We start from the raw sequence: 19,892 nt of genomic DNA on the forward strand, positions 1-19,892 counted from the left end.
CGACGCCGACGCCCAGCCCCGGTACGTGTTCCGGGTGCCGCTCGCCGGCCGCACCACCGAGGACCTGTGGGCCGGGCTCAACCAGGAGTGGCGCCGCAACGTGCGCCGCGCCCGCAAGGCCGGGGTGCGCATCGTCACCGGCGGCGCCGCCGAACTCCCCGAGTTCCACCGGCTGCTGAGGATCACCGAGGAACGCGACGGCTTCCGGCTCGGCCGCTCGCTCGCCTACTACCAGCGCCAGTACGCGGCGCTCAACGCCGAACACCCCGGCCGCATGAAACTCCGCCTCGCCGTGCACGACGGCGAGATCCTCGCCGCCCACACCATGATCAGCACCGGCCGCCGGGTCTGGTACCAGACCGGCGCCTCCGCCGACCACCGCCGCGAGGTCCGCCCCAGCAACGCCCTGCAGTGGCAGATGCTGTGCGACGCACGGGACGGCGGCGCCGAGGTGTACGACATGCGCGGGGTATCCTCCACCCTCGATCCCGACGACCGCCCCTACGGGCTGCTGCGCTGGAAGCTCGGCACCGGCGGGCAGGTCGTGGAGACCCTCGGAGAGTGGGAGACATCGGTGGGCGGAGCCGCCAACAACACGCTGTACCGGGCGTTCCAGGCGTACCTGGCCCGCCGATGACGGCCGCCGGCACCGCCCCCGAGGCGGTCGCCCCCGACCAGGCAGGCGGCCGCGGCTCCGGCTCGGTGCTGCGCAGCGGCGCCGTGATGGCCGCGGGCTCGATCGTCTCCCGGGCCACCGGGTTCATACGCTCGGCGGTCGTCGTCGCCGCGCTCGGCACCGGGCTGCGCGCGGACGGCTACACGGTCGCCAACACCCTGCCGAACATCCTCTACATGCTGCTCATCGGCGGCGCCCTCAACGCCGTCTTCGTGCCCGAACTCGTCCGCGCCGCCAAGGAGCACGGAGACGGCGGCGCCGCCTACACCGACCGCCTGCTCACCCTGTGCACCACCGGACTGCTCGTCCTCACCGGGCTCGCCGTCCTCGCCGCACCCCTGATCGTGTCGGTGTACGCCCCCACCTACGAGGGCGACCAGGCCGAACTCACCATCGCCCTCGCCCGCTACTGCCTGCCCCAGATCTTCTTCTACGGCCTGTTCACGCTCCTGGGCCAGGTGCTCAACTCCCGCGACCGGTTCGGCGCGATGATGTGGACCCCCGTCCTCAACAACCTCGTGATCATCGCCGTGTTCGGGCTGTACCTCTGGACGGCGGCCGGCTCCGACGGCACCCTGACCGCCGCCCAGGCGCAGTGGCTGGGCTGGGGCACCACGGCGGGCATCGCCGTGCAGAGCCTCGCCCTGCTGCCCTCGCTGCGCGCCGCGAGGTTCCGCTGGCGGCCCCGGTTCGACTGGCGCGGCAGCGGACTGACCCGGCCGCTGCGCGCCGCCGGCTGGCTCGTGATGCTCGTCCTCACCAACCAGGCCGCCTACTGGGTCGTCACCCGGCTCGCCACCGCCGGCGGCCAGCACGCCGCGGACCAGCACATCGCGGGCGGCGCCGGCTACACCGCGTACAGCTACGCCTATCAGCTGTGGGTCGTGCCCCAGGGCATCGTGACCGTCAGCCTCGTCACCGCGCTGATGCCCCGCATGAGCCGCGCGGCGGCCGCCGGCGACCTCGCCGGGGTGCGCCGGGACCTCTCGTACGCCCTGCGCACCTCCGCCGCCGTGGTGGTCCCGGCCGCCGCGCTGCTCCTGGCCCTCGCGCCGTGGGTGATGGGCTCCGTCTTCGGCTACGGGCGCACCGGACCCGCCGACATCACGGTGATGGCGGGCATGATGGCCGCGTTCGCCCCCGGCCTCGTCGCCTTCTCCGGGCAGTACGTGCTCTCCCGGGGCTTCTACGCGATGAGCGACACCCGCACCCCGTTCCTGCTCAACCTCGTCATCGCGGCCCTCAACGCCGGACTCACCGTCGTCGCCTACCTGACCCTGTCCCCGCGCTGGGCGGTGACCGGCATGGCCGGCGCGTACTCCGCCGCCCTGCTCATCGGCTTCGCCGTCACCGCGTACGTACTGCACCGCCGGGTCTCCCCGCCCGGCACGGCGCGCCCGTCGCTCGCCCGCTCGCCCGGGGTCGCGGCGCACCTGCGGCTGGGGGCCGCCTGCGTCCCGGCCGGGCTGCTGGCGTACGGGGCGGCCCGCGCGGTGGACACGGAGGGCTCCGGCCTCGGCGACCTGGCCGCGCTCGGCGCAGGGACGGCCGTCCTCGCGCTGGTCGTGGCCGCGCTCGCCCGGCCGCTGCGGCTCACCGAGGTGACCGCCGCGCTGAGCGCCGTCCGGGGCAGGCTCCGGCGCGGCTGACCCCCGCCCTTCCCGTCCACCCGTTCGAAGCCGTTCTCCGACCGCTGGGATACTGACGCCATGCCTCGCGTGCTCCTCATCGAAGACGACCCCTCCGTGCGCGAGGGGGTCGAACTCGGCCTGCGCCGGCGCGGCCACGATCTGAGGGCCGTCGGTACGGGCGAGGCGGGGCTCGCCGCGCTGGCGGAGTTCCGCCCCGACCTCGTCCTGCTCGACCTGATGCTGCCCGGCATGAACGGCGTCCAGGTCTGCCGCCGCATCCGCGAGACCAGCCAGCTGCCCGTGATCATGCTCACCGCGCGGGGCGACGACTTCGACGTCGTCGTGGGCCTGGAGGCCGGCGCCGACGACTACATCGTCAAGCCCGCCCGTACCGAGGTCATCGAGGCCCGCATCCGCGCCGTCCTGCGCCGCCTCACCGCCCCCGCCGGGCGCGGCGGCACCGAGGCCCACGGCGCCCTGACCGTGGACCGCGCGGGGCTCACCGTCGCCAAGGCCGGCGAACGCCTGCTCCTGGCCCCCTCCGAACTCAAGCTCCTGCTCCACCTCTCGGCCTCGCCCGAACAGGTCTTCAGCCGCCAGCAGCTCCTGGAGTACGTCTGGGAGCACAGCTACCACGGGGACGCCCGGCTGGTCGACGCCTGCGTGCGCCGGCTGCGCCAGAAGATCGAGGACGTCCCCGGCAGTCCCCGCTACATCCAGACGGTCCGGGGCTTCGGCTACCGCTTCGGGCCCGTGGCGGGCGACGCGCCGGCCGGGTCCGGCGAGGTCCCCCTCGCGTGAGACTGTTCGCCGCCCGCTTCGGCCTGCGCACCCGGCTCGTCGCGGCGTTCCTCTTCGTCGCCGCCGTCAGCGCCGCCACCACCGCCGCGCTCACCTACCGCGAGGCCCGCTCGGCCATCCTCCAGCAGGCCCAGGACACCGCCGTCGCCCAGTTCCGCGACCGCGTCGGCTCCTACTCCGTCACCCTGCCGCTGGACGCCGAGCAACTGCGCCGGCTCTGCCTCGCGCTGGCCCGGTCCGGCAGCGCCCACAGCTGGACCGTGTTCGCCGAGTACGGGGAGCTGAAGGTCTCCTCGACGGACCGGCCCTCCTCGGAGGTCATCACCGCGGACCTGCGCGACGCCACCCGCGCGAGCGCCCACGGCTCCTTCCAGCGCGTCGTCAGCGGCGGCGACCCCTGGCTGACCGTCGGCATGCCCGTCCTCTTCGACCAGGGCGACGGCAGCCAGCCCACCGGCCTGGCCCTCTACACCGTGATGCCGCTCTCCGCCGAGGAGGCGAACATCGCCGCCATGCTCACCGCCGCCCGCGACGGCGCCCTGCCCGCCCTGCTCATCGCCCTGGTGCCCGCGCTCCTCGCCGCCCGCAGCGTGCTGCGCCCCGTCCGCGACCTGCGCCGCGCCGCGGCGGGCATCGGCCGGGGCGAACTGCACACCCGGATCACGGTCCGGGGCACCGACGAACTCGCCGACCTGGCCTGGACGTTCAACGAGTCGTCGACCAAGCTCCAGGAGTCCGTCGAGGAACTGCGCCGGGCCGAGGAGCGGGCCAGGCGCTTCGCCTCCGACGTCTCCCACGAACTGCGCACCCCGCTCGCCGGCATGCTCGCCGTGACCGAGGTGCTGGACGAGGACGCCGGCGAACTGCGCCCCGACACCGCCGCCGCCGTCCGCCTGATCAGCGCGGAGACCGGCAAACTCGCCACCCTCGTCGAGGACCTGATGGAGATATCCCGTTTCGACGCCCGCGCCGCCGACCTCCACCTCGACGAGGTCGACGTCGCCGAGACCGTCCGCAAGACGCTCCAGGCCCGCCGCTGGGAGGACCGGGTCACCACCGACCTCGCGGAGGGGGTGCGGGCGGTGCTCGACCCGCGCCGCTTCGACGTGGTCGTCGCCAACCTGGTCGGCAACGCCCTGCGGCACGGCGCGGAACCCGTGACCGTACGGGCGCGCTCCGGGCCGCCGGAGGACGGCGGCCGGCTCGTCGTGGAGGTCGAGGACAGCGGGCCCGGCATCGACGAGGCGGTGCTGCCGCACATCTTCGACCGGTTCTACAAGGCGGACGCGGCCCGCACCCGGTCGGCCGGCAGCGGTCTCGGCCTGGCCATCGCCCAGGAGAACGTCCGGCTGCACGGAGGCACGCTGCGCGCCGCGAACCGTCCCGCGGGCGGCGCGGTGTTCACCCTGGACCTGCCGCTGGGGGAGCGGTGAGGGCCCGGCGCGCGCTCGGCGCGCTGCTGCCGGTGCTGCTGCTGGCGGGGTGCGGCATCCGCGCCACGGACGTGGTGGCGGCCGGTGAACCGGCGCGGGTTGAGGTGGCCCCGGCCGGCCAGCTCGGCACCCTGCTGTACTTCGTCTCCTCCTCCACGTCCACCCGCCTGCTCCCGGTCATCCGCCAGACCGACCCGCAGGACGAGAAGGGCGACGAGCTGGGCAGGTACCCGCTGGTCGACGCGCCCGCGGCGCTCGCCCTGCTCTTCCGGGGCCCGACGGGCCAGGAACGGGCGGCGGGGCTGCGCTCGGAACTGCCGGCGCTGCGGGTGGAGGCGGGCGTGGAACTGAGCGCGCGGGGCGTGCTGGTCACCCTGGACGCGCCCGTCACCGGCTTCTCCGAGGCGGCCCGCCAGCAGCTCATCTGCACGGCGGCCCGCGCCCGTACGGCCGACCGCACCGAGGCGGTCACCGTGACCGGTACGGACGGCACCATCGGCCCGGCCCACTGCTCGGTGTGACCGCGCCGCCCCGCGCCCACGACCGGTGGGGTGCTCAGCCGGTCTTGCGGGCGACCGCCCCGTAGACGCCGACCCCGGCCGGGCGGGCCGCGTACGGAGCGTCCGGCCGCCAGGACGGGACGGGCACGAGACCGGGCGCCAGCAGCTCGAAGCCGTCGAGGAACCGCTCGATCTCGGACCGGGAGCGCGGGGTGAGGGGCGTGGTGGCGGTGGCGTAGACGGCCCGTGCGGCGCTGCAGTCCGCGAAGTCGTCGGTGGCGTGCGAGAGGACCAGGAAGCTGCCGGCCGGAAGGGCGTCGCGCAGGGCGGCGACGGCGTCCCCGGGCCGGTCGGCGTGCGAGAGGAAGTGGAGCACGGAGACCAGGAGCAGCGCGACGGGCCGGCCGAAGTCGATGACCTCGCGGACGTGCGGATGCTCCAGGACGCCCCGCGGGTCTCGGAGGTCGGCGAGCGCGACGCCGACCCCGCCGGAGGAGCCGAGGAGGGCGTCCGCGTGGGCGACGACGATCGGGTCGTTGTCGACGTACGCCACCCGCGCTCCGGGCGCCGCCGCGCGGGCGACCTCGTGCACATTGGGCTGGTGGGGAAGCCCGGCGCCTATGTCGAGGACCTGCCGTACACCCGTGCCGACGACGTGGCGGACGGCGCGTTCCAGGAAGGCGCGGTTGGCGTGGGCGGCGGCCCGCTCCTGGGAGGAGGCGGCGACGAGCCGGTCACCGGCCTGCTGGTCGACCCGGTAGTTGTCCTTGCCGCCGAGTAGGTAGTCGTAGATCCTTGCGGGGTGCGGCCGGCCGGTGTCGATCACCGGGGCGGATAAGCCGTGCTGCCTCAAGTGACGCTCCTCTCGGCGGTCGCCGCGGTCGGCGGGCATGCGTACCCGGTCGGCGTCCGCGTGCCGGTCGACCCGGTGCGCGCCGATGCCGCGATCCTGCCTTTGCGTCCGACGGTGTGTCAACTAAAGTACACAAGAGCAAGATCGATGAGGGCGAGAGAGAATCACCACGTGAGTGCGAGCTGTGACGAGGGAGAGCCCCGGACGGGTACGGCCCCCGAAGGGCGGCACCCGCGACCGCAGTCCCTCGCCCACAAGCTGAAGTCGCTCATGGCCCAGCGCACGGACGCCCGGGGCCGGGCCTACGTCTCCCGGACCCTGTCGCAGGCCGTCGACGACCTCCCCGACCCGCCCGCCTCGGCGTCGTTCGCGCTCATCGCGAAACTCGCCGGCGGCCAGCAGGACAACCCGACGATCAAGACCGTCCTGGCCCTGTGCCGCGCCCTGGGCGACGTGCCGCCGGCCTATCTGCTGCCGCACCCCGGCTACGACGACCTCGCGGCGCTCGAAGCCTTCGAGGACCCGCTCGCCCGCCGGGTGCTCGCCCTGCTGAGTGATCTGCCGGAGAGCGAGGTGCGCGATCTGGTCGCCCGGCTGGAACACCGGCGCGAGGTCCTCGGCCTCTCCCGCGTACCCGACGAGGGGACGCCCGCCGGGAAGCCGAAGCGCTCCCGGCGGCGACGGACCGAAACCGAAGCCGCCCAATACGCGGCCGACGCACTGGAAGGTCTCTGATGGACGGCATCATATTCGGCGCCTGCACCGTGGCAGGGGTGATCGCCACGTTGCTCTGCGCCCGCAGAGCCATGCACCACCCGCGCGTGTTCACCTGGTTAATCGCCGTCGCCTTCGGCGTCTGCACCGTGGGGGTCTTCTTCGCGATCCCCGCCGTCGCGGAGACGGCCGAGGACGTCACGGGCCTCGACAACGCGGGGAAGCTGGTCGCCCACATCTGCGCCATCCTGTGGTGCGCGGCCCTCCAGATGACGATGGTGGACCTCGCCTACCGCCCGGAGTACCTGCGCACCGCCATGTACCAGCGCGGGTTCGCGGCCGTGGTCGAACTGGCCGTCATGGTCCCGCTCTTCCTCGCCACGAACGGCGAGGACGTCGAGTTCACCACGGCGTACGCCGACCACCCCTCGGTGGCCGCCTATCTGCTCGTGTACCTCTCCTACGTGCTGGTCACCTGCGGCGAACTCGCCTTCATGTGCGGGCGCACGGCCCGCCGGTGCCGGACGATCCGCCCCTGGACCGGCGCCGGCTTCACCCTGGGCGCCGTCGCGGCCGTCCTGGGCGTCGGCTACACCCTGTCCAAGGGTTCGTACATCGTCTTCCACGCACTCGACCGCCCCTGGTCCCTCGACGTCGAGGAGAAACTCAGCCCGGCCCTGAGCGGCCTCGCCGTCCTCTTCCTGTTCGCCGGCCTGACCATGCCGATGCTCGGCGGCCTGGTCCAGCGCCTGCGCGGCCGCGAACAGAGCCCCCAGGGCCTGGCCGACTGACCGCCGCCGCTCCTCCCGCCCGCCGGCCGCCCGTCAGCCGCCGGCGCGGTGGGAGGTGCGGGGCGCGGGCACGGGAGCCTGGGCGGCCCGGGTGACATCGGCGACCAGTTCGACCACGTCGGGGCCGTAGGCCTGGGAGCTGACGACCTTCAGCAGGAGGCAGAAGGTGTTGTTGCCGTGCTTGCGGGCCAGGCGTTCGTAGTTGCGGGCGAGGTAGCGGGACGCGGCCTGGTTGGTGATCGCGTGCTGTCCGCAGAACAGGAAGACGGGCCGGGCGTCCTGACCGGTGGACAGCCGGGCGAGCAGGACGTACTCGCTCACGCCCTTCTCGGCGCGGTAGCGCTCGGAGCCGATCTGGAAGGCACCCCGGTCGGGGCCGGGTTCCGGAGAGGTGTTGATGCGTACGCCGGGCAGCAGGGAATGCAGATGGGCGGCCATGCGGCGGTTCGACACCGGGCCGCCCACGCAGAATTCGGTGCGTTCGCCGATGCCCTGCTGGGCGATGTCGTGCGACAGGATCTGCGCGTGCGCCGAGCAGTCCTTGATCAGGGCGGACAGCTCCAGCAGGGCGAAGACGTCGTGGCGGTGCACCGAGCCCTCGCCGGAGGCGTCGCGGTTGACGACGAGCAGGCACTCGGAGTTCCCGGGCAGGCCGAAGAACGCCTGCTTGCGGCGGAGCTTGCGCCGCCAGAAGTAGGTGCGCGCGATCCAGCCGAGGGCGGCGCTGATACCGGTGGCTATCAGGCCCAGGACGATGTTGCGTACGTCGTCGGTCATGGGCGCGCATGTTAGCGGGCATTCGGCCGCGAGTTCGAGGCGGTCCTGACGACGCGGGCGGGGCGGCGTTACCCTGCGCGGACGATCCTTCACCGGAGGTACGCATGCGACGTTCCGTCAGGCGAAAAGTGTCGTTGGCCGCGGTCCTCGCCGCCGCCCTGTCCGTCGGGGCCGCCGCCCCCGCCCCGGCCGCCCACCCCGCCCACGCCCCCGCGCCACCGGACAAGTCACCGGTCGCGGTGGGCTACGGGGGCGCCGTCTCCAGCGTGGACGCGGACGCCACCGCCGCCGGCATCCAGGTGCTGCGCGAGGGCGGCAACGCGGTGGACGCCGCCGTGGCCACGGCCGCCGCGCTCGGCGTCACCGAGCCGTACTCCGCGGGGCTCGGCGGCGGCGGGTACTTCGTGTACTACGACGCCCGCACCCGTACCGTGCGGACCATCGACGGCCGCGAGACCGCGCCGCGCAGCGCCGACTCCTCCCTCTTCCTGGAGAACGGCAAGCCGCTCGCCTTCGCCGACGCCGTCACCAGCGGACTGGCCGTCGGCACCCCCGGCACGCCCGCCACCTGGGACACCGCCCTGGACGCCTGGGGCAGCAAGTCGCTGCGGAAGGTCCTCGCGCCGGCCGAACGCCTGGCCCGCGAGGGGTTCGTCGTCGACGAGACGTTCCGCTCCCAGACGGCGGGCAACGAGGACCGGTTCCGGGACTTCCCGGCCACCCGGAAGCTCTTCCTGCCCGGCGGGAAGCTGCCCGAGGCCGGCTCGGTCTTCCGCAACCCCGACCTCGCGCGCACTTACGCGGAGATCGGCCGCGAGGGCGTCGGCGCGCTGTACCGGGGCGACCTGGCCCGCGACATCGTACGGACCGTGCGCAACCCGCCCGTGGACCCCGCGTCCGACCGGGTCGTGCGGCCCGGCGACCTGACCGCACGGGACCTGCGCTCCTACCGCGCGCTGCGGCAGGCGCCGACGAAGGTGAACTACCGGGGGCTCGACGTGTACGGCATGGCGCCGTCCTCCTCCGGCGGGACGACGGTGGGCGAGGCCCTCAACATCCTGGAGTCCACCGACCTCGCGCGGGCGAGCGAGGAGCGCTACCTCCACCGCTTCATCGAGGCCAGCCGCATCGCCTTCGCCGACCGGGGGCGCTGGGTCGGCGATCCCGCCTTCGAGGACGTGCCGACCGCCGGGCTGCTCAGCCAGAGGTTCGCCGACGCGCGCGCCTGCCTGATCCGGGACGACGCCGTGCTGCCCAGCCCGCTCGCCCCGGGCGACCCGCGCCAACCCGGCGCCTGCCGCTCCGCGGGGAAGGCCGCGCCGACCACGTACGAGGGCGAGAACACCACCCACCTGACGACCGCCGACAAGTGGGGCAACGTCGTCGCCTACACCCTGACCATCGAGCAGACCGGCGGCAGCGGGATCACCGTGCCCGGGCGCGGCTTCCTGCTGAACAACGAGCTGACCGACTTCTCCTTCGCGCCGGCCGACCCGGCCGTCCACGACCCGAACCTGCCCGGGCCCGGCAAGCGGCCGCGCTCGTCCATCTCGCCCACCGTCGTGCTGCGGCACGACCGGCCGGTGCTCGCCCTCGGCTCGCCCGGCGGCGCCACCATCATCACCACCGTCCTCCAGTCGCTGCTCGGCACGGTGGACCGGGGGCTGCCGCTGGTCGAGGCCATCGCCGCGCCCCGGGCCAGCCAGCGCAACGCGGCGGCGACCGAGCTGGAACCGGGGCTGTGGAACAGCCCGTTGCGGGCGAAGCTGGAAGGCATCGGTCATGTGTTCAAGCTCAACCCGGAGATCGGCGCGGCGACCGGGGTGCAGCGGCTGCCCGACGGGCGGTGGCTCGCCGCCGCCGAGAAGGAGCGGCGCGGCGGCGGCTCCGCGATGGTGGTGAGGCCCAGCGGCCGGCCCTGACGGGGGCGGCCGGGACCGGACGGCCGGACGGCGGCCGCGGGTACCAGGCGGTCCGGGCGCGGGGAGCGGGGATGTCAGAGCGCGGTGAGGATGCGCGGGCCGTCGTCCGTGATCGCCACGGTGTGCTCCGCGTGCGCGGCCCGGCTGCCGTCCGTCGTGCGCAGGGTCCAGCCGTCCCGGTCCGTCCGGTAGGTGTCCACGCCGCCGCCGGTCAGCATCGGTTCGATGGCCAGCACCATGCCGTGCCGCAGGAGCATGCCGCGCCCCGGCCGGCCCTCGTTGGGCACCCCCGGGTCCTCGTGCATCTCGCGCCCCACGCCGTGCCCGCCGAACCCCTCGGGGATGCCGTAGCCGGCGCTCCGGCAGACCGTGCCGATGGCGTGCGCGATGTCGCCGATCCGGTTGCCCCCGGTGGCCGCGGCGATGCCCGCCGCCAGGGCCTCGTACGCGGTGTCCACGAGCCGGGTGTCGGCCGGGCGGGCCCGGCCCACGATGAAGCTGATCGCGGAGTCGCCCGCCCAGCCGTCGAGCGTCGCGCCCGCGTCGATGCTCACCAGATCGCCGTCGCGCAGCCGGTAGTCCGTGGGGACGCCGTGCACGATCGCGTCGTTGACCGACGCGCAGATGACCGCGGGGAAGGGGACCGGGGCGAAGTGCGGGCGGTAGCCGAGGAACGGCGAACCGGCGCCCGCCTCGCGCAGCACCTCCCGCGCCACCTCGTCCAGTTCGCGCAGGGAGACGCCGACCGCCGCGGCCTCCCGTGCCGCCGTCAGCATGCGGGCGACGACGCGGCCGGTCGCCCGCATGGCTTCGATGGATGTGTCCGTCTTGAGTTGCACCATGCCAATTACTATACCGGATTCCAATTACTATACCGATCCGGGCGGTATTAGAATGACGGCATGGTCCGCACCCCCCTCACCCCCGAAGAGCGCCTGCGCGGCGAACGCCTCGGCCTGCTGCTGCGCGAGGCGCGAGGCGCCCGCAGCATGACCGACATCGCCGCCCGCGCCGGCGTCTCCGCCGAGACCCTGCGGAAGATCGAGACCGGTCGCGCCCCCACCCCCGCGTTCTTCACCGTCGCCGCGCTGGCCGGCGCGCTGGGCCTCTCCATGGACGACATCCTGCTGCGCTGCGCCCCGGAACCGGAGGACGTGCCGGCGGCCGTCCCGCTGGCCGGCTAGCACCCGGCACGCGCCTACGCTGGGGGCATGAGCCTCCAGGAGTTCGCCCGCAGCGAGTACGTCAGCCTCACCACGTACCGCAAGGACGGCACGCCCGTCGCCACCCCGGTCTGGGCCGCCGCCGAGGGCGGCGAACTGCTCGTCTGGACCAGGACCGACTCCTGGAAGGTCAAGCGGCTGCGCCACGACAGCCGGGTCCGCGTCGCCGTCTGCGACGTGCGCGGACGCGTCGCGGAGGGCGCGGCCACCGCGTCCGGGACCGGCCGGCTGCTCGACGAGAAGGGCACCGCCGCCGTCCGCCGCGCCATCGGCCGCAAGTACACCTGGAAGTACTGGCTGCTCGACTACCCGGCGATGATCGTCCGGCTCGGCAAGCGCCCGCACACCGGCATCGCCATCACCTTCTGAGCCCTCCCGGAGCGGCCCGCCGCGCCCGTACTGGCCCGCACGGGTGTGAAACGTGATCGACTCAGCCGGTTCGCGCCGATGGTCTTGCCCCGCCCTGTGACGCGGCCTACGTTCTCCCGTACGCACGTGTTCTACGGGCGTAGAAGCATCCAGAGGCTCTCTGACGCCGCGTCGAAGGAGCAGCTCATGTCCCACGTCGTACGCGCCGCACTCGTCCAGGCGACCTGGACAGGCGACACCGCATCCATGATCGCCAAGCACGAGGAGCACGCCCGCGAGGCCGCCCGGCAGGGCGCGGGCGTCATCGGCTTCCAGGAAGTCTTCAACGCCCCCTACTTCTGCCAGGTCCAGGAGCCCGAGCACTACCGCTGGGCCGAACCGGTACCGGACGGCCCGACCGTACAGCGGATGCGGGACCTCGCCCGCGAGACCGGCATGGTGATCGTCGTCCCCGTCTTCGAACGCGAGCGGTCCGGCTTCTACTACAACACCGCGGCCGTCATCGACGCGGACGGCACCTACCTCGGCAAGTACCGCAAGCACCACATCCCGCAGGTCAAGGGCTTCTGGGAGAAGTACTACTTCAAACCCGGCAACATCGGCTGGCCCGTCTTCGACACCGCCGTCGGCAAGGTCGGCGTCTCCATCTGCTACGACCGCCACTTCCCCGAAGGATGGCGCCAACTCGGCCTGAACGGCGCCCAGATCGTCTACAACCCGTCCGCCACCTCGCGCGGCCTCTCCGCCTACCTCTGGCAGCTCGAACAGCCCGCCGCCGCCGTCGCCAACGAGTACTTCGTCGCCGCGATCAACCGCGTCGGCCGGGAGGAGTACGGCGACAACGACTTCTACGGCAGCAGCTACTTCGTGGACCCGCGCGGCCAGTTCGTCGGCGACGTCGCCTCCGACACGGACGAGGAACTCGTCGTACGCGACCTGGACCTCGGGCTCATCGACGAGGTCCGGCAGCAGTGGGCGTTCTACCGGGACCGCCGCCCCGACGCGTACGAGGGGCTGATCGCGCCGTGAGCAGCCTCCACCAGCGCCACCTCGCCGTCAGCCCCGACTGGCTGGCCCTCTACTACCGCCACCCCCTGGAGATCACCCACGGCGAGGGCCGCCACGTCTGGGACGCCGACGGCAACCGCTACCTCGACTTCTTCGGCGGCATCCTCACCACCATGACCGCCCACGCCCTGCCCGAGGTCACCAAGGCCGTCGCCGAGCAGGCCGGCCGGATCATCCACACCTCCACGCTCTACCTCAACCGCCCGATGATCGAGCTGGCCGAGCGCATCGCCGCGCTCTCCGGCATCCCCGACGCACGGGTCTTCTTCACCACCTCCGGCACCGAGGCCAACGACACCGCCCTGCTGCTCGCCACCACGTACCGCGGGTCCAACCAGATCCTCGCGATGCGCAACAGCTACCACGGCCGGTCCTTCTCCACCGTCTCCGTCACCGGCAACAACGCCTGGTCGCCCACCAGCCTCTCGCCGCTCCAGACCCTGTACGTGCACGGCGGCGTCCGCACCCGGGGCCCCTACGCGCACCTGAACGACGCCGAGTTCACCGCCGCCTGCGTCGCCGACCTGGAGGACCTGCTCGGCCACACCCGCGCCCCGGCCGCCCTGATCGCCGAACCCGTCCAGGGCGTCGGCGGCTTCACCTCACCGCCGGACGGCCTGTACGGCGCGTTCCGCGAGGTCCTCAACCGGCACGGCGTGCTCTGGATCTCCGACGAGGTGCAGACCGGCTGGGGCCGCACCGGCGACCACTTCTGGGGCTGGCAGGCCCACGCCCGGAACGGGCCGCCGGACATCCTCACCTTCGCCAAGGGCATCGGCAACGGCATGTCCATCGGCGGCGTCGTCGCCCGCGCCGAGGTGATGAACTGCCTCGACGCCAACTCCATCTCCACCTTCGGCGGTTCACCCGTCACCATGGCGGCCGGCCTCGCCAACCTCGGCCACCTCGTCGAACACGACCTCCAGGGCAACGCCCGCCGCGTCGGCGGCCTGCTCATCGAACGGCTCCGTGCGATCGGCGCCGCCTCGGACCGGGTACGCGAGGTGCGCGGCCGGGGCCTCATGATCGGCATCGAACTCGTCGCACCCGGCACCGACGAGGCCGACCCGCAGGGCGCCGCCGCCGTCCTGGAGGCGGCCCGCGAGGGCGGCCTGCTCATCGGCAAGGGCGGCGGCCACAACACCAGCGTGCTGCGCATCGCCCCGCCCCTCTCGCTCACCGTCCGGGAGGCGGAGGAGGGCGCGGAGATCCTCGCCGACACACTGCGCGCGGTCTGACCGCCGACCACGGCACGGGCGGCGGGACCACCCGCCCCGCCCCCGCGCCCCACCCGCAGGACAACGAGGAGGGGTACCCATGAGCCGTACCGTCATCCGCGGCGGCCTGGTCGTCACCGCGTCGGACGAGATGCACGCGGACGTCCTCGTGGACGGCGGCCGGATCGCCGCGCTCGCCGCCCACGACACCGACGAGGCCGCCGGCTGGACCGCGGACCGCGTCATCGACGCCACCGGCAAGTACGTCATCCCGGGCGGCGTGGACGCCCACACCCACATGGAGATGCCGTTCGGCGGAACCCGCGCCGCCGACACCTTCGAGACCGGCACCCGCGCCGCCGCCTGGGGCGGCACCACCACCATCGTGGACTTCGCCGTCCAGACGGCCGGCCGCCCCCTGCGCGAAGGACTCGACACCTGGTACGCCAAGGCGGACGGCAACTGCGCCGTCGACTACGCCTTCCACATGATCCTCGCCGACGTCAACGCGTCCTCGCTCAAGGAGATGGACCTCCTGGTGGGGGAGGGCATCACCTCCTTCAAACTGTTCATGGCCTACCCCGGCGTCTTCTACAGCGACGACGGACAGATCCTGCGCGCCATGCAGCGGGCCGAGTCCAACGGCGGACTGATCATGATGCACGCCGAGAACGGCATCGCCATCGACGTCCTGGTCGAACAGGCGCTCGCCGCCGGCCGCACCGACCCCCGCCACCACGGCGACGTGCGGAAGGTGGCGCTGGAGGCGGAAGCCACCCACCGCGCCATCCGGCTCGCCGGCGTCGCCGGAGCACCGCTGTACGTCGTCCACGTCTCCGCCGGGGACGCCGTCGCCGAGATCGCCGCCGCCCGCCACCAAGGACAGCCCGTCTTCGGCGAGACCTGCCCGCAGTACCTCTTCCTCTCGACCGACAACCTCGCCGAACCCGGCTTCGAGGGCGCCAAGTACGTCTGCTCCACCCCGCTGCGGCCGAAGGAGCACCAGGAGGCGCTGTGGCGCGGGCTGCGCACCGGCGAACTCCAGGTCGTCTCCACCGACCACTGCCCGTTCTGCTTCTCCGGCCAGAAGGAGAGGGGCCGGGGCGACTTCTCGAAGATCCCCAACGGCCTGCCCGGGGTCGAGAACCGGATGGACCTGCTGCACCAGGCGGTCGTGGACGGACACATCTCGCGCCGCCGCTGGATCGAGATCGCCTGCGCCGCCCCGGCGCGCATGTTCGGCCTCTACCCGAAGAAGGGCACCATCGCCCCCGGCGCGGACGCCGACATCGTCGTCTACGACCCGGCCGCCGAGCAGACCGTGTCCGCCGCCACCCACCACATGAACGTCGACTACTCCGCGTACGAGGGCAAACGCCTCACCGGCCGGGTCGAGACCGTGCTCTCGCGCGGCGAGACCGTCATCGACGGCCGCACGTACACCGGCCGCGCCGGCCATGGCATCTACACCCCACGCGCCACCTGCCAGTACCTGAACTAGGAGCACGCGGCATGGACTTCGGACTCGTCCTCCAGACGGACCCGCCCGCATCGGCCGTCGTCGGCCTGATGCGGCGGGCCGAACGCAACGGGTTCCGCTACGGCTGGACCTTCGACTCGGCGGTGCTCTGGCAGGAACCCTTCGTCATCCACAGCCGCATCCTGGAACACACCACCAGGCTCCACGTCGGCCCGATGGTCACCAACCCCGGCACCCGCACCTGGGAGGTGACCGCCTCCACCTTCGCCACCCTCAACGACATGTACGGCAACCGGACCGTGTGCGGCATCGGCCGGGGCGACTCCGCGATGCGCGTCGCGGGGCGCAGCCCGAACACCCTGGCCCGCCTCGGCGAGGCCATCGACGTCATCCGCGACCTCGCCGAGGGCCGCGAGGCGACCGTGGACGGCAGCCCGGTCCGCATCCCCTGGATCAGGAACGGACGACTGCCCGTCTGGATGGCCGCCTACGGCCCCAAGGCCCTCGCGCTCGCCGGGCAGAAGGCGGACGGCTTCATCCTCCAGCTCGCGGACCCCTACCTCACCGAGTGGATGGTCAAAGCGGTACGGAAGGCCGCCGCCGACGCCGGCCGCGACCCCGGTGCCCTCACGGTCTGCGTCGCCGCCCCGGCCTACGTCACCGCCGACGACTCGCCCGCTGCCCTGGCCCACGCCCGCGACCAGTGCCGCTGGTTCGGCGGCATGGTCGGCAACCACGTCGCCGACCTCGTCGCCCGCTACGGAGAGCACTCCGGCCTGGTCCCGGACGAGCTGACCGCGTACATCAAGGATCGCGGGGGCTACGACTACAGCCACCACGGACGCGCCGGCAACCCCGACACCGCGTTCGTCCCCGACGCCGTCGTCGACCGCTTCTGCCTGCTCGGCCCGGCCGCCGCCCACACCGAGAAGCTCCGCCGGCTCCGGGACCTGGGCGTCGACCAGTTCGCCGTCTACGCCATGCACGACGCCCGCGAGGCCACCATCGACGCCTACGGATCGGGGGTCATCCCGCTGCTCGACCCGCGCACCCCCTGACCCGGCGCGCCCTGATGGTGCGCCAGGCACTCCCCGAGGGCGGCCGTGAGCGCTTCGAGGTGGAGGGCGTTGCCCAGGGCGGAGGGATGCACGCGGTCCGCGGCGAACAGGTCCGGCCGGCTGCCGTGCCGGGGGTCGCGCAGCGGGACGACGACGGCACCGGCACGCCGGGCCGCCGCCGTCTGGAGGCGTTCCAGGCGCCGGCTGCGGCGGGAGAGGGCGCGGCGCAGCCGGTGGCGCACGGCCGGTACGTCGCCGACGTCCCAGCAGGTGCCGACCAGGACGTGCCAGCCGGCCGCGCGGAGCCGGGTGACGTGGCGGAGGAGGGCGTACACGGCGAGCCCGAGCGGGGTGCCGGCGACGATGTCGTTCCCCCCGACGATGATCAGGGCGATCCCCGGCGGCTGAGGGTGCCGGAGCGCCCTGCGGACCTGGTGCTTCATGAACCCGGTGGTGGTGCCGGGCCGCGCCAGGACCCGCAGGCGCACCGGGCGGCGGGCGGCCCGGCCGAGGTGGGCGGCGCACCGGGCACCCAAAGTCTCCTCGGCGGTGGAGGCGCCGACCGAGGCGGCGATGGAGTCGCCCAGGACGAGCAGCGGCAGCTCCGGGCCCGCCGGGCCCCCGTAGAGCCCGTCGGCGAGGGGGAACGCCGTGTGGTGACGGGGCCGGAACCCGTTGCCCAGGACCGCGCGGGCGATGAGGTCCGCGGCGATCCGGCGCACCGTCCCGGTCAGGCGGCGGAGTCTCCGGCGCCGCATCAGCGGGCCCGGACCGGTGCGGCGGTCCGCCGTTCCCGGAAGCGCACGGCCGCCCGGCACAGGCGCTCGGTATGGGTGAGGAGCGCGGCGCGGTGCTGCTCGCCCTGCGGCCCGAGGCCGGTGCGCTCGCGGATGCGCAGGGCCCTGACGAGCGGCATGAGGACGTCGTCGTGGAAGACGGCCAGGTCGTACCAGCCGGCCAGGGCGATACGGGCGTTCATCGCGGTGAATCCCGGGATCGCCTGTCCGGGCATCCGGAACTCCTTCACGGCCCGCCACAGACCGGCCATGGCCCGGTCCGGGATCAGGTCGAGGAGGGCGGCGTAGAGGTCGCGGTAGAACACCATGTGCAGGTTCTCGTCCTGGGCGACGCGGGCGAAGATCCGGGCGCACACGCTCTCGCCGCAGTGCAGGCCCGTGTTGCGGTGGGCGACCCGGGTCGCCAGCTCCTGGATCATCACGTACGCGAGACCGTGCAGCGGGTCGGAGGGCAGGTCGTCCGGGCGGGGCGGTGCGGACATGTACCGCATGCGGGCGCGCTCCAGCGCGACGGGGTCCACCGCGCGCGTGGCGTGGATGTAGGAGAGCATCACCGTGCTGTGCCGGTCCTCCTCGGCGGTCCAGCGGTGGAGCCACGCGGCCCAGGCGTTGTCCGGCGGGGCGCCGGAGGCGAGCTGGTGGTGGTAGACGGGCAGGTTCTCCTCGGTCAGGACGCTCAGGACGAGCGCCGACCGCGCCACCGGGCCGAGCGCCGACTGCGCGTCCTGCCAGGCCAGGCCATTGAGGGGCCCGTCGTAGTCGCGGCCGGCGCTCCAGGGGACGTACTGGTGGGGGAACCACTCCTGGGCCATGGACAGATGGCGGTCGAGCAGGTTCGCCACCACCGGTTCCAGCTCGGCGAACCAGTCCGTGGAGTGCTGCGGCACGGGGAACCTCTCGGGGAGTGCGGGCGGACGGATCGATCCGCGACGGGGGGCGGCGGGTCAGGCGCGGGCGAGGACGAGCGCCGCGTTCTGCCCGCCGAATCCGCTGGAGACGGTGAGGGCGGCGTCGATCCGTACGGGGCGCGGGACCTTGGTGACGACGTCCAGGTCGATGGCGGGGTCCAGCCGGTCGAGGTTGGCCGTCGGCGGGATCAGCTGGTGCCGGAGGGTGAGCACGGTCAGGGCGGCCTCGATGGCCCCGGCCGCGCCCAGGGAGTGCCCGATGACGCTCTTGTTGGCGGTGACCGGGGGCGGCGGGCGGAAGACCTGGTGCAGGGCCAGGGCCTCGGTCCTGTCGTTGAGCGGGGTGGAGGTGCCGTGCGCGTTGACGTGGCCGATGTCGTACGGGGCCAGGCCGGCGTCCGCCAGGGCCGCGCGGACCGCCTGGGCGAGGCCGTCGCCCGCGGGCTCGGGCGAGGTGTAGTGGTAGGCGTCGCAGGAGGACGCGTGGCCCACCAGGTGGGCGAGGACGCGGGCGCCCCGGGCGCGGGCGTGGCCGGGGCGCTCCAGGACGAGGACGCCCGCGCCCTCGCCCAGGACGAAGCCGTCGCGGTCCGCGTCGAAGGGGCGGGACGCGCCCGCCGGGTCGTGACCGCGCCGGGACAGGGCCTGCATCTGCCCGAAGGTCACCGCGGACATGGCGGAGGCGCCGCTCTCGCTGCCGCCGCTGATCACGATGTCGCAGGCGCCGCCGCGCAGCAGGTCGCAGGCGACGGCCAGGGCGGTGGTGCCGGAGGCGCAGGCGCTGCTGGTGGTGAAGCTCGGGCCCTTGGCCCCCAGGTCCAGGCTGACCGCGCCGGCCACCATGTTCGGCACGCTGCGGGGCAGGGCGAACGGGGAGACCCGCTCGGCGTGGCCGTCCCGGAGGCGTTCGAACTCGGCCGGGTAGCCGCTCAGGCTGTTCGCCCCCACGCCCAGGACGACGCCGACCCGGGGCGCGTCCCAGGCCGCCGCGTCCAGGCGTGCGTCCGCGACGGCCTCACGCGCGGCGATGACGGCCATCTGGCCGAAGCGGTCCAGGCGCATGCACAGCCGCCCGCCCAGGCGCCGGCGGCCGTCGAGGTCACGTACCCGGCAGGAGAAGTCCACGGCCAGACCGGCGAGTTCGGGATCACGGGTGGCGGTCGGCGCGCCCGTGCACATGTGCTCCCAGGTCGCGGCCGTGCCCATGCCGGCGGGCGTCACCAGGCCCAGGCCGGTGACGGCGATCGGCGGGCTGCTCACCGCTGGGCGCCGGGTGCGCCGGCGGGCTGCGGAGCGATCCGGTCCGCCCGGTCCGCCCCGTCCGGCGCGGCGGAGGCGTCCGGCGCGGAGGGCGCGGCGGGTCCGTCCGGTGCGGAGGGTGCGGAGGGCGCGGCGAGTTCGGAGGGCGCGGCGGGTTCGGAGGATGCGGCGCGCTCCGCGAGTGCGGCGAGTTCCGCGAGGGTGATGTCCTGGCGGATGTCGGCGGCGGCCAGGCCGAGCCGTTCCTCGACGATCAGGGAGAGTTCGACGAGGGACAGGCTGTCGAGGTCGAGCTGGTCCAGGGTGGCCCCGGGGGCGACGCGGTCGGCCGGGACTTCGAAGTCCTGGACGAGGCAGTCGGTGATGATCTGGTACGTCGTGGTCATCGGCAACCTTCGCAGTGGGTGGGAACCG

Annotated in this window: 21 protein-coding genes; 14 read left to right on the forward strand and 7 right to left on the reverse strand. The window is 73.7% G+C overall.

Features of this window, described 5'->3' with window-relative positions:
* The 5 genes from MHW47_RS17435 to MHW47_RS17455 all read left to right on the forward strand — a co-directional run.
* The coding region (locus MHW47_RS17435; RefSeq protein ID WP_239224321.1) for a peptidoglycan bridge formation glycyltransferase FemA/FemB family protein at positions 1-637 on the forward strand (637 nt) is incomplete at its 5' end.
* Complete coding sequence (murJ, locus tag MHW47_RS17440) at positions 634-2,325, forward strand: murein biosynthesis integral membrane protein MurJ (protein ID WP_239224323.1); 1,692 nt, start codon at positions 634-636, stop codon at positions 2,323-2,325. The genes MHW47_RS17435 and murJ, both read left to right, overlap by 4 nt.
* 60 nt (positions 2,326-2,385) lie before the next feature.
* Positions 2,386-3,108 carry a response regulator transcription factor gene (locus MHW47_RS17445; protein ID WP_239224325.1) on the forward strand — a complete coding sequence of 241 codons (723 nt, stop codon included), beginning with the start codon at positions 2,386-2,388 and terminating at the stop codon, positions 3,106-3,108.
* Positions 3,105-4,541: a HAMP domain-containing sensor histidine kinase gene (locus tag MHW47_RS17450; protein ID WP_239224327.1), complete on the forward strand. Its 1,437-nt coding sequence runs from the start codon at positions 3,105-3,107 to the stop codon at positions 4,539-4,541. Before MHW47_RS17445 ends, MHW47_RS17450 begins: the two co-directional genes overlap by 4 nt.
* Positions 4,538-5,062, forward strand: a complete 525-nt coding sequence (locus tag MHW47_RS17455; protein ID WP_239224328.1) for a hypothetical protein — start codon at positions 4,538-4,540, stop codon at positions 5,060-5,062. Before MHW47_RS17450 ends, MHW47_RS17455 begins: the two co-directional genes overlap by 4 nt.
* 34 nt (positions 5,063-5,096) lie before the next feature.
* Here the strand turns inward: MHW47_RS17455 and MHW47_RS17460 are convergent, their stop codons facing one another.
* Positions 5,097-5,894 (reverse strand): SAM-dependent methyltransferase, encoded by a 798-nt coding sequence (locus tag MHW47_RS17460; RefSeq protein WP_239224330.1) that lies wholly within the window; start codon positions 5,892-5,894, stop codon positions 5,097-5,099.
* 171 nt (positions 5,895-6,065) lie between these two features.
* Between MHW47_RS17460 and MHW47_RS17465 the strand changes: the two genes are divergently transcribed.
* Both MHW47_RS17465 and MHW47_RS17470 read left to right on the forward strand, forming a co-directional pair.
* Positions 6,066-6,629, forward strand: coding sequence for a hypothetical protein (locus MHW47_RS17465; protein WP_239224332.1), 564 nt, complete (start codon positions 6,066-6,068; stop codon positions 6,627-6,629).
* The gene (locus tag MHW47_RS17470; RefSeq protein WP_239224334.1) at positions 6,629-7,399 is read left to right on the forward strand and encodes a hypothetical protein; all 771 of its coding nucleotides are present in this window, start codon (positions 6,629-6,631) and stop codon (positions 7,397-7,399) included. Before MHW47_RS17465 ends, MHW47_RS17470 begins: the two co-directional genes overlap by 1 nt.
* 33 nt (positions 7,400-7,432) lie before the next feature.
* On the opposite strand, the gene MHW47_RS17475 is transcribed toward MHW47_RS17470, so the two are convergent.
* Entirely contained in the window at positions 7,433-8,176 is a 744-nt protein-coding gene (locus tag MHW47_RS17475; protein ID WP_239224336.1) for a hypothetical protein, read from the reverse strand.
* A gap of 104 nt (positions 8,177-8,280) precedes the next feature.
* On the opposite strand from MHW47_RS17475, the gene ggt reads away from it, so the two are divergent.
* Entirely contained in the window at positions 8,281-10,098 is a 1,818-nt protein-coding gene (gene ggt / locus MHW47_RS17480) for a gamma-glutamyltransferase (protein WP_239224338.1), read from the forward strand.
* Positions 10,099-10,172: 74 nt separating this feature from the next.
* On the opposite strand, the gene map is transcribed toward ggt, so the two are convergent.
* Complete coding sequence (map, locus tag MHW47_RS17485) at positions 10,173-10,940, reverse strand: type I methionyl aminopeptidase (RefSeq protein ID WP_239224340.1); 768 nt, start codon at positions 10,938-10,940, stop codon at positions 10,173-10,175.
* Between the two features lie 60 nt (positions 10,941-11,000).
* Between map and MHW47_RS17490 the strand changes: the two genes are divergently transcribed.
* The 6 genes from MHW47_RS17490 (at position 11,001) to MHW47_RS17515 (ending at position 16,513) form a co-directional block, all read left to right on the forward strand.
* Entirely contained in the window at positions 11,001-11,282 is a 282-nt protein-coding gene (locus MHW47_RS17490) for a helix-turn-helix domain-containing protein (protein WP_239224342.1), read from the forward strand.
* A gap of 27 nt (positions 11,283-11,309) precedes the next feature.
* Positions 11,310-11,690: a PPOX class F420-dependent oxidoreductase gene (locus tag MHW47_RS17495; protein ID WP_239224344.1), complete on the forward strand. Its 381-nt coding sequence runs from the start codon at positions 11,310-11,312 to the stop codon at positions 11,688-11,690.
* Between the two features lie 186 nt (positions 11,691-11,876).
* Positions 11,877-12,719 carry a nitrilase-related carbon-nitrogen hydrolase gene (locus MHW47_RS17500; RefSeq protein ID WP_239224346.1) on the forward strand — a complete coding sequence of 281 codons (843 nt, stop codon included), beginning with the start codon at positions 11,877-11,879 and terminating at the stop codon, positions 12,717-12,719.
* Positions 12,716-13,996 (forward strand): aspartate aminotransferase family protein, encoded by a 1,281-nt coding sequence (locus MHW47_RS17505; RefSeq protein ID WP_239224348.1) that lies wholly within the window; start codon positions 12,716-12,718, stop codon positions 13,994-13,996. The genes MHW47_RS17500 and MHW47_RS17505 overlap by 4 nt, the downstream gene beginning before the upstream one ends.
* 79 nt (positions 13,997-14,075) lie before the next feature.
* A complete protein-coding gene (gene hydA, locus MHW47_RS17510) occupies positions 14,076-15,476 on the forward strand; it encodes a dihydropyrimidinase (protein WP_239224350.1) in 1,401 nt (466 codons plus the stop codon).
* Between the two features lie 11 nt (positions 15,477-15,487).
* Complete coding sequence (locus MHW47_RS17515) at positions 15,488-16,513, forward strand: TIGR03842 family LLM class F420-dependent oxidoreductase (RefSeq protein WP_239224352.1); 1,026 nt, start codon at positions 15,488-15,490, stop codon at positions 16,511-16,513.
* On the opposite strand, the gene MHW47_RS17520 is transcribed toward MHW47_RS17515, so the two are convergent.
* From MHW47_RS17520 to MHW47_RS17535, 4 genes are all read right to left on the reverse strand, one after another.
* Entirely contained in the window at positions 16,468-17,271 is an 804-nt protein-coding gene (locus MHW47_RS17520; protein ID WP_239224354.1) for a GDSL-type esterase/lipase family protein, read from the reverse strand. The two genes, MHW47_RS17515 and MHW47_RS17520, sit on opposite strands and share 46 nt — an antisense overlap.
* Complete coding sequence (locus tag MHW47_RS17525; RefSeq protein WP_239224355.1) at positions 17,271-18,197, reverse strand: acyl-ACP desaturase; 927 nt, start codon at positions 18,195-18,197, stop codon at positions 17,271-17,273. Before MHW47_RS17525 ends, MHW47_RS17520 begins: the two co-directional genes overlap by 1 nt.
* A 57-nt stretch (positions 18,198-18,254) precedes the next feature.
* Entirely contained in the window at positions 18,255-19,478 is a 1,224-nt protein-coding gene (locus tag MHW47_RS17530) for a beta-ketoacyl synthase (RefSeq protein ID WP_239224357.1), read from the reverse strand.
* On the reverse strand, positions 19,475-19,892 hold a 418-nt coding region (locus tag MHW47_RS17535), incomplete at its 5' end, for an acyl carrier protein (RefSeq protein WP_239224359.1). The genes MHW47_RS17530 and MHW47_RS17535, both read right to left, overlap by 4 nt.

The organism is Streptomyces sp. OfavH-34-F, assembly GCF_022347745.1.
Taxonomy (GTDB): Bacteria; Actinomycetota; Actinomycetes; order Streptomycetales; family Streptomycetaceae; genus Streptomyces.

Coding starts and splice junctions, on each gene's coding strand:
- murJ (WP_239224323.1), top strand. CDS start 634: ATGACGGCCGCCGGCACCGCCCCCGAGGCGGTCGCCCCCGACCAGGCA.
- MHW47_RS17445 (WP_239224325.1), top strand. CDS start 2,386: ATGCCTCGCGTGCTCCTCATCGAAGACGACCCCTCCGTGCGCGAGGGG.
- MHW47_RS17470 (WP_239224334.1), top strand. CDS start 6,629: ATGGACGGCATCATATTCGGCGCCTGCACCGTGGCAGGGGTGATCGCC.
- MHW47_RS17475 (WP_239224336.1), bottom strand. CDS start 8,176: ATGACCGACGACGTACGCAACATCGTCCTGGGCCTGATAGCCACCGGT.
- ggt (WP_239224338.1), top strand. CDS start 8,281: ATGCGACGTTCCGTCAGGCGAAAAGTGTCGTTGGCCGCGGTCCTCGCC.
- map (WP_239224340.1), bottom strand. CDS start 10,940: ATGGTGCAACTCAAGACGGACACATCCATCGAAGCCATGCGGGCGACC.
- MHW47_RS17490 (WP_239224342.1), top strand. CDS start 11,001: ATGGTCCGCACCCCCCTCACCCCCGAAGAGCGCCTGCGCGGCGAACGC.
- MHW47_RS17495 (WP_239224344.1), top strand. CDS start 11,310: ATGAGCCTCCAGGAGTTCGCCCGCAGCGAGTACGTCAGCCTCACCACG.
- MHW47_RS17500 (WP_239224346.1), top strand. CDS start 11,877: ATGTCCCACGTCGTACGCGCCGCACTCGTCCAGGCGACCTGGACAGGC.
- hydA (WP_239224350.1), top strand. CDS start 14,076: ATGAGCCGTACCGTCATCCGCGGCGGCCTGGTCGTCACCGCGTCGGAC.
- MHW47_RS17515 (WP_239224352.1), top strand. CDS start 15,488: ATGGACTTCGGACTCGTCCTCCAGACGGACCCGCCCGCATCGGCCGTC.
- MHW47_RS17520 (WP_239224354.1), bottom strand. CDS start 17,271: ATGCGGCGCCGGAGACTCCGCCGCCTGACCGGGACGGTGCGCCGGATC.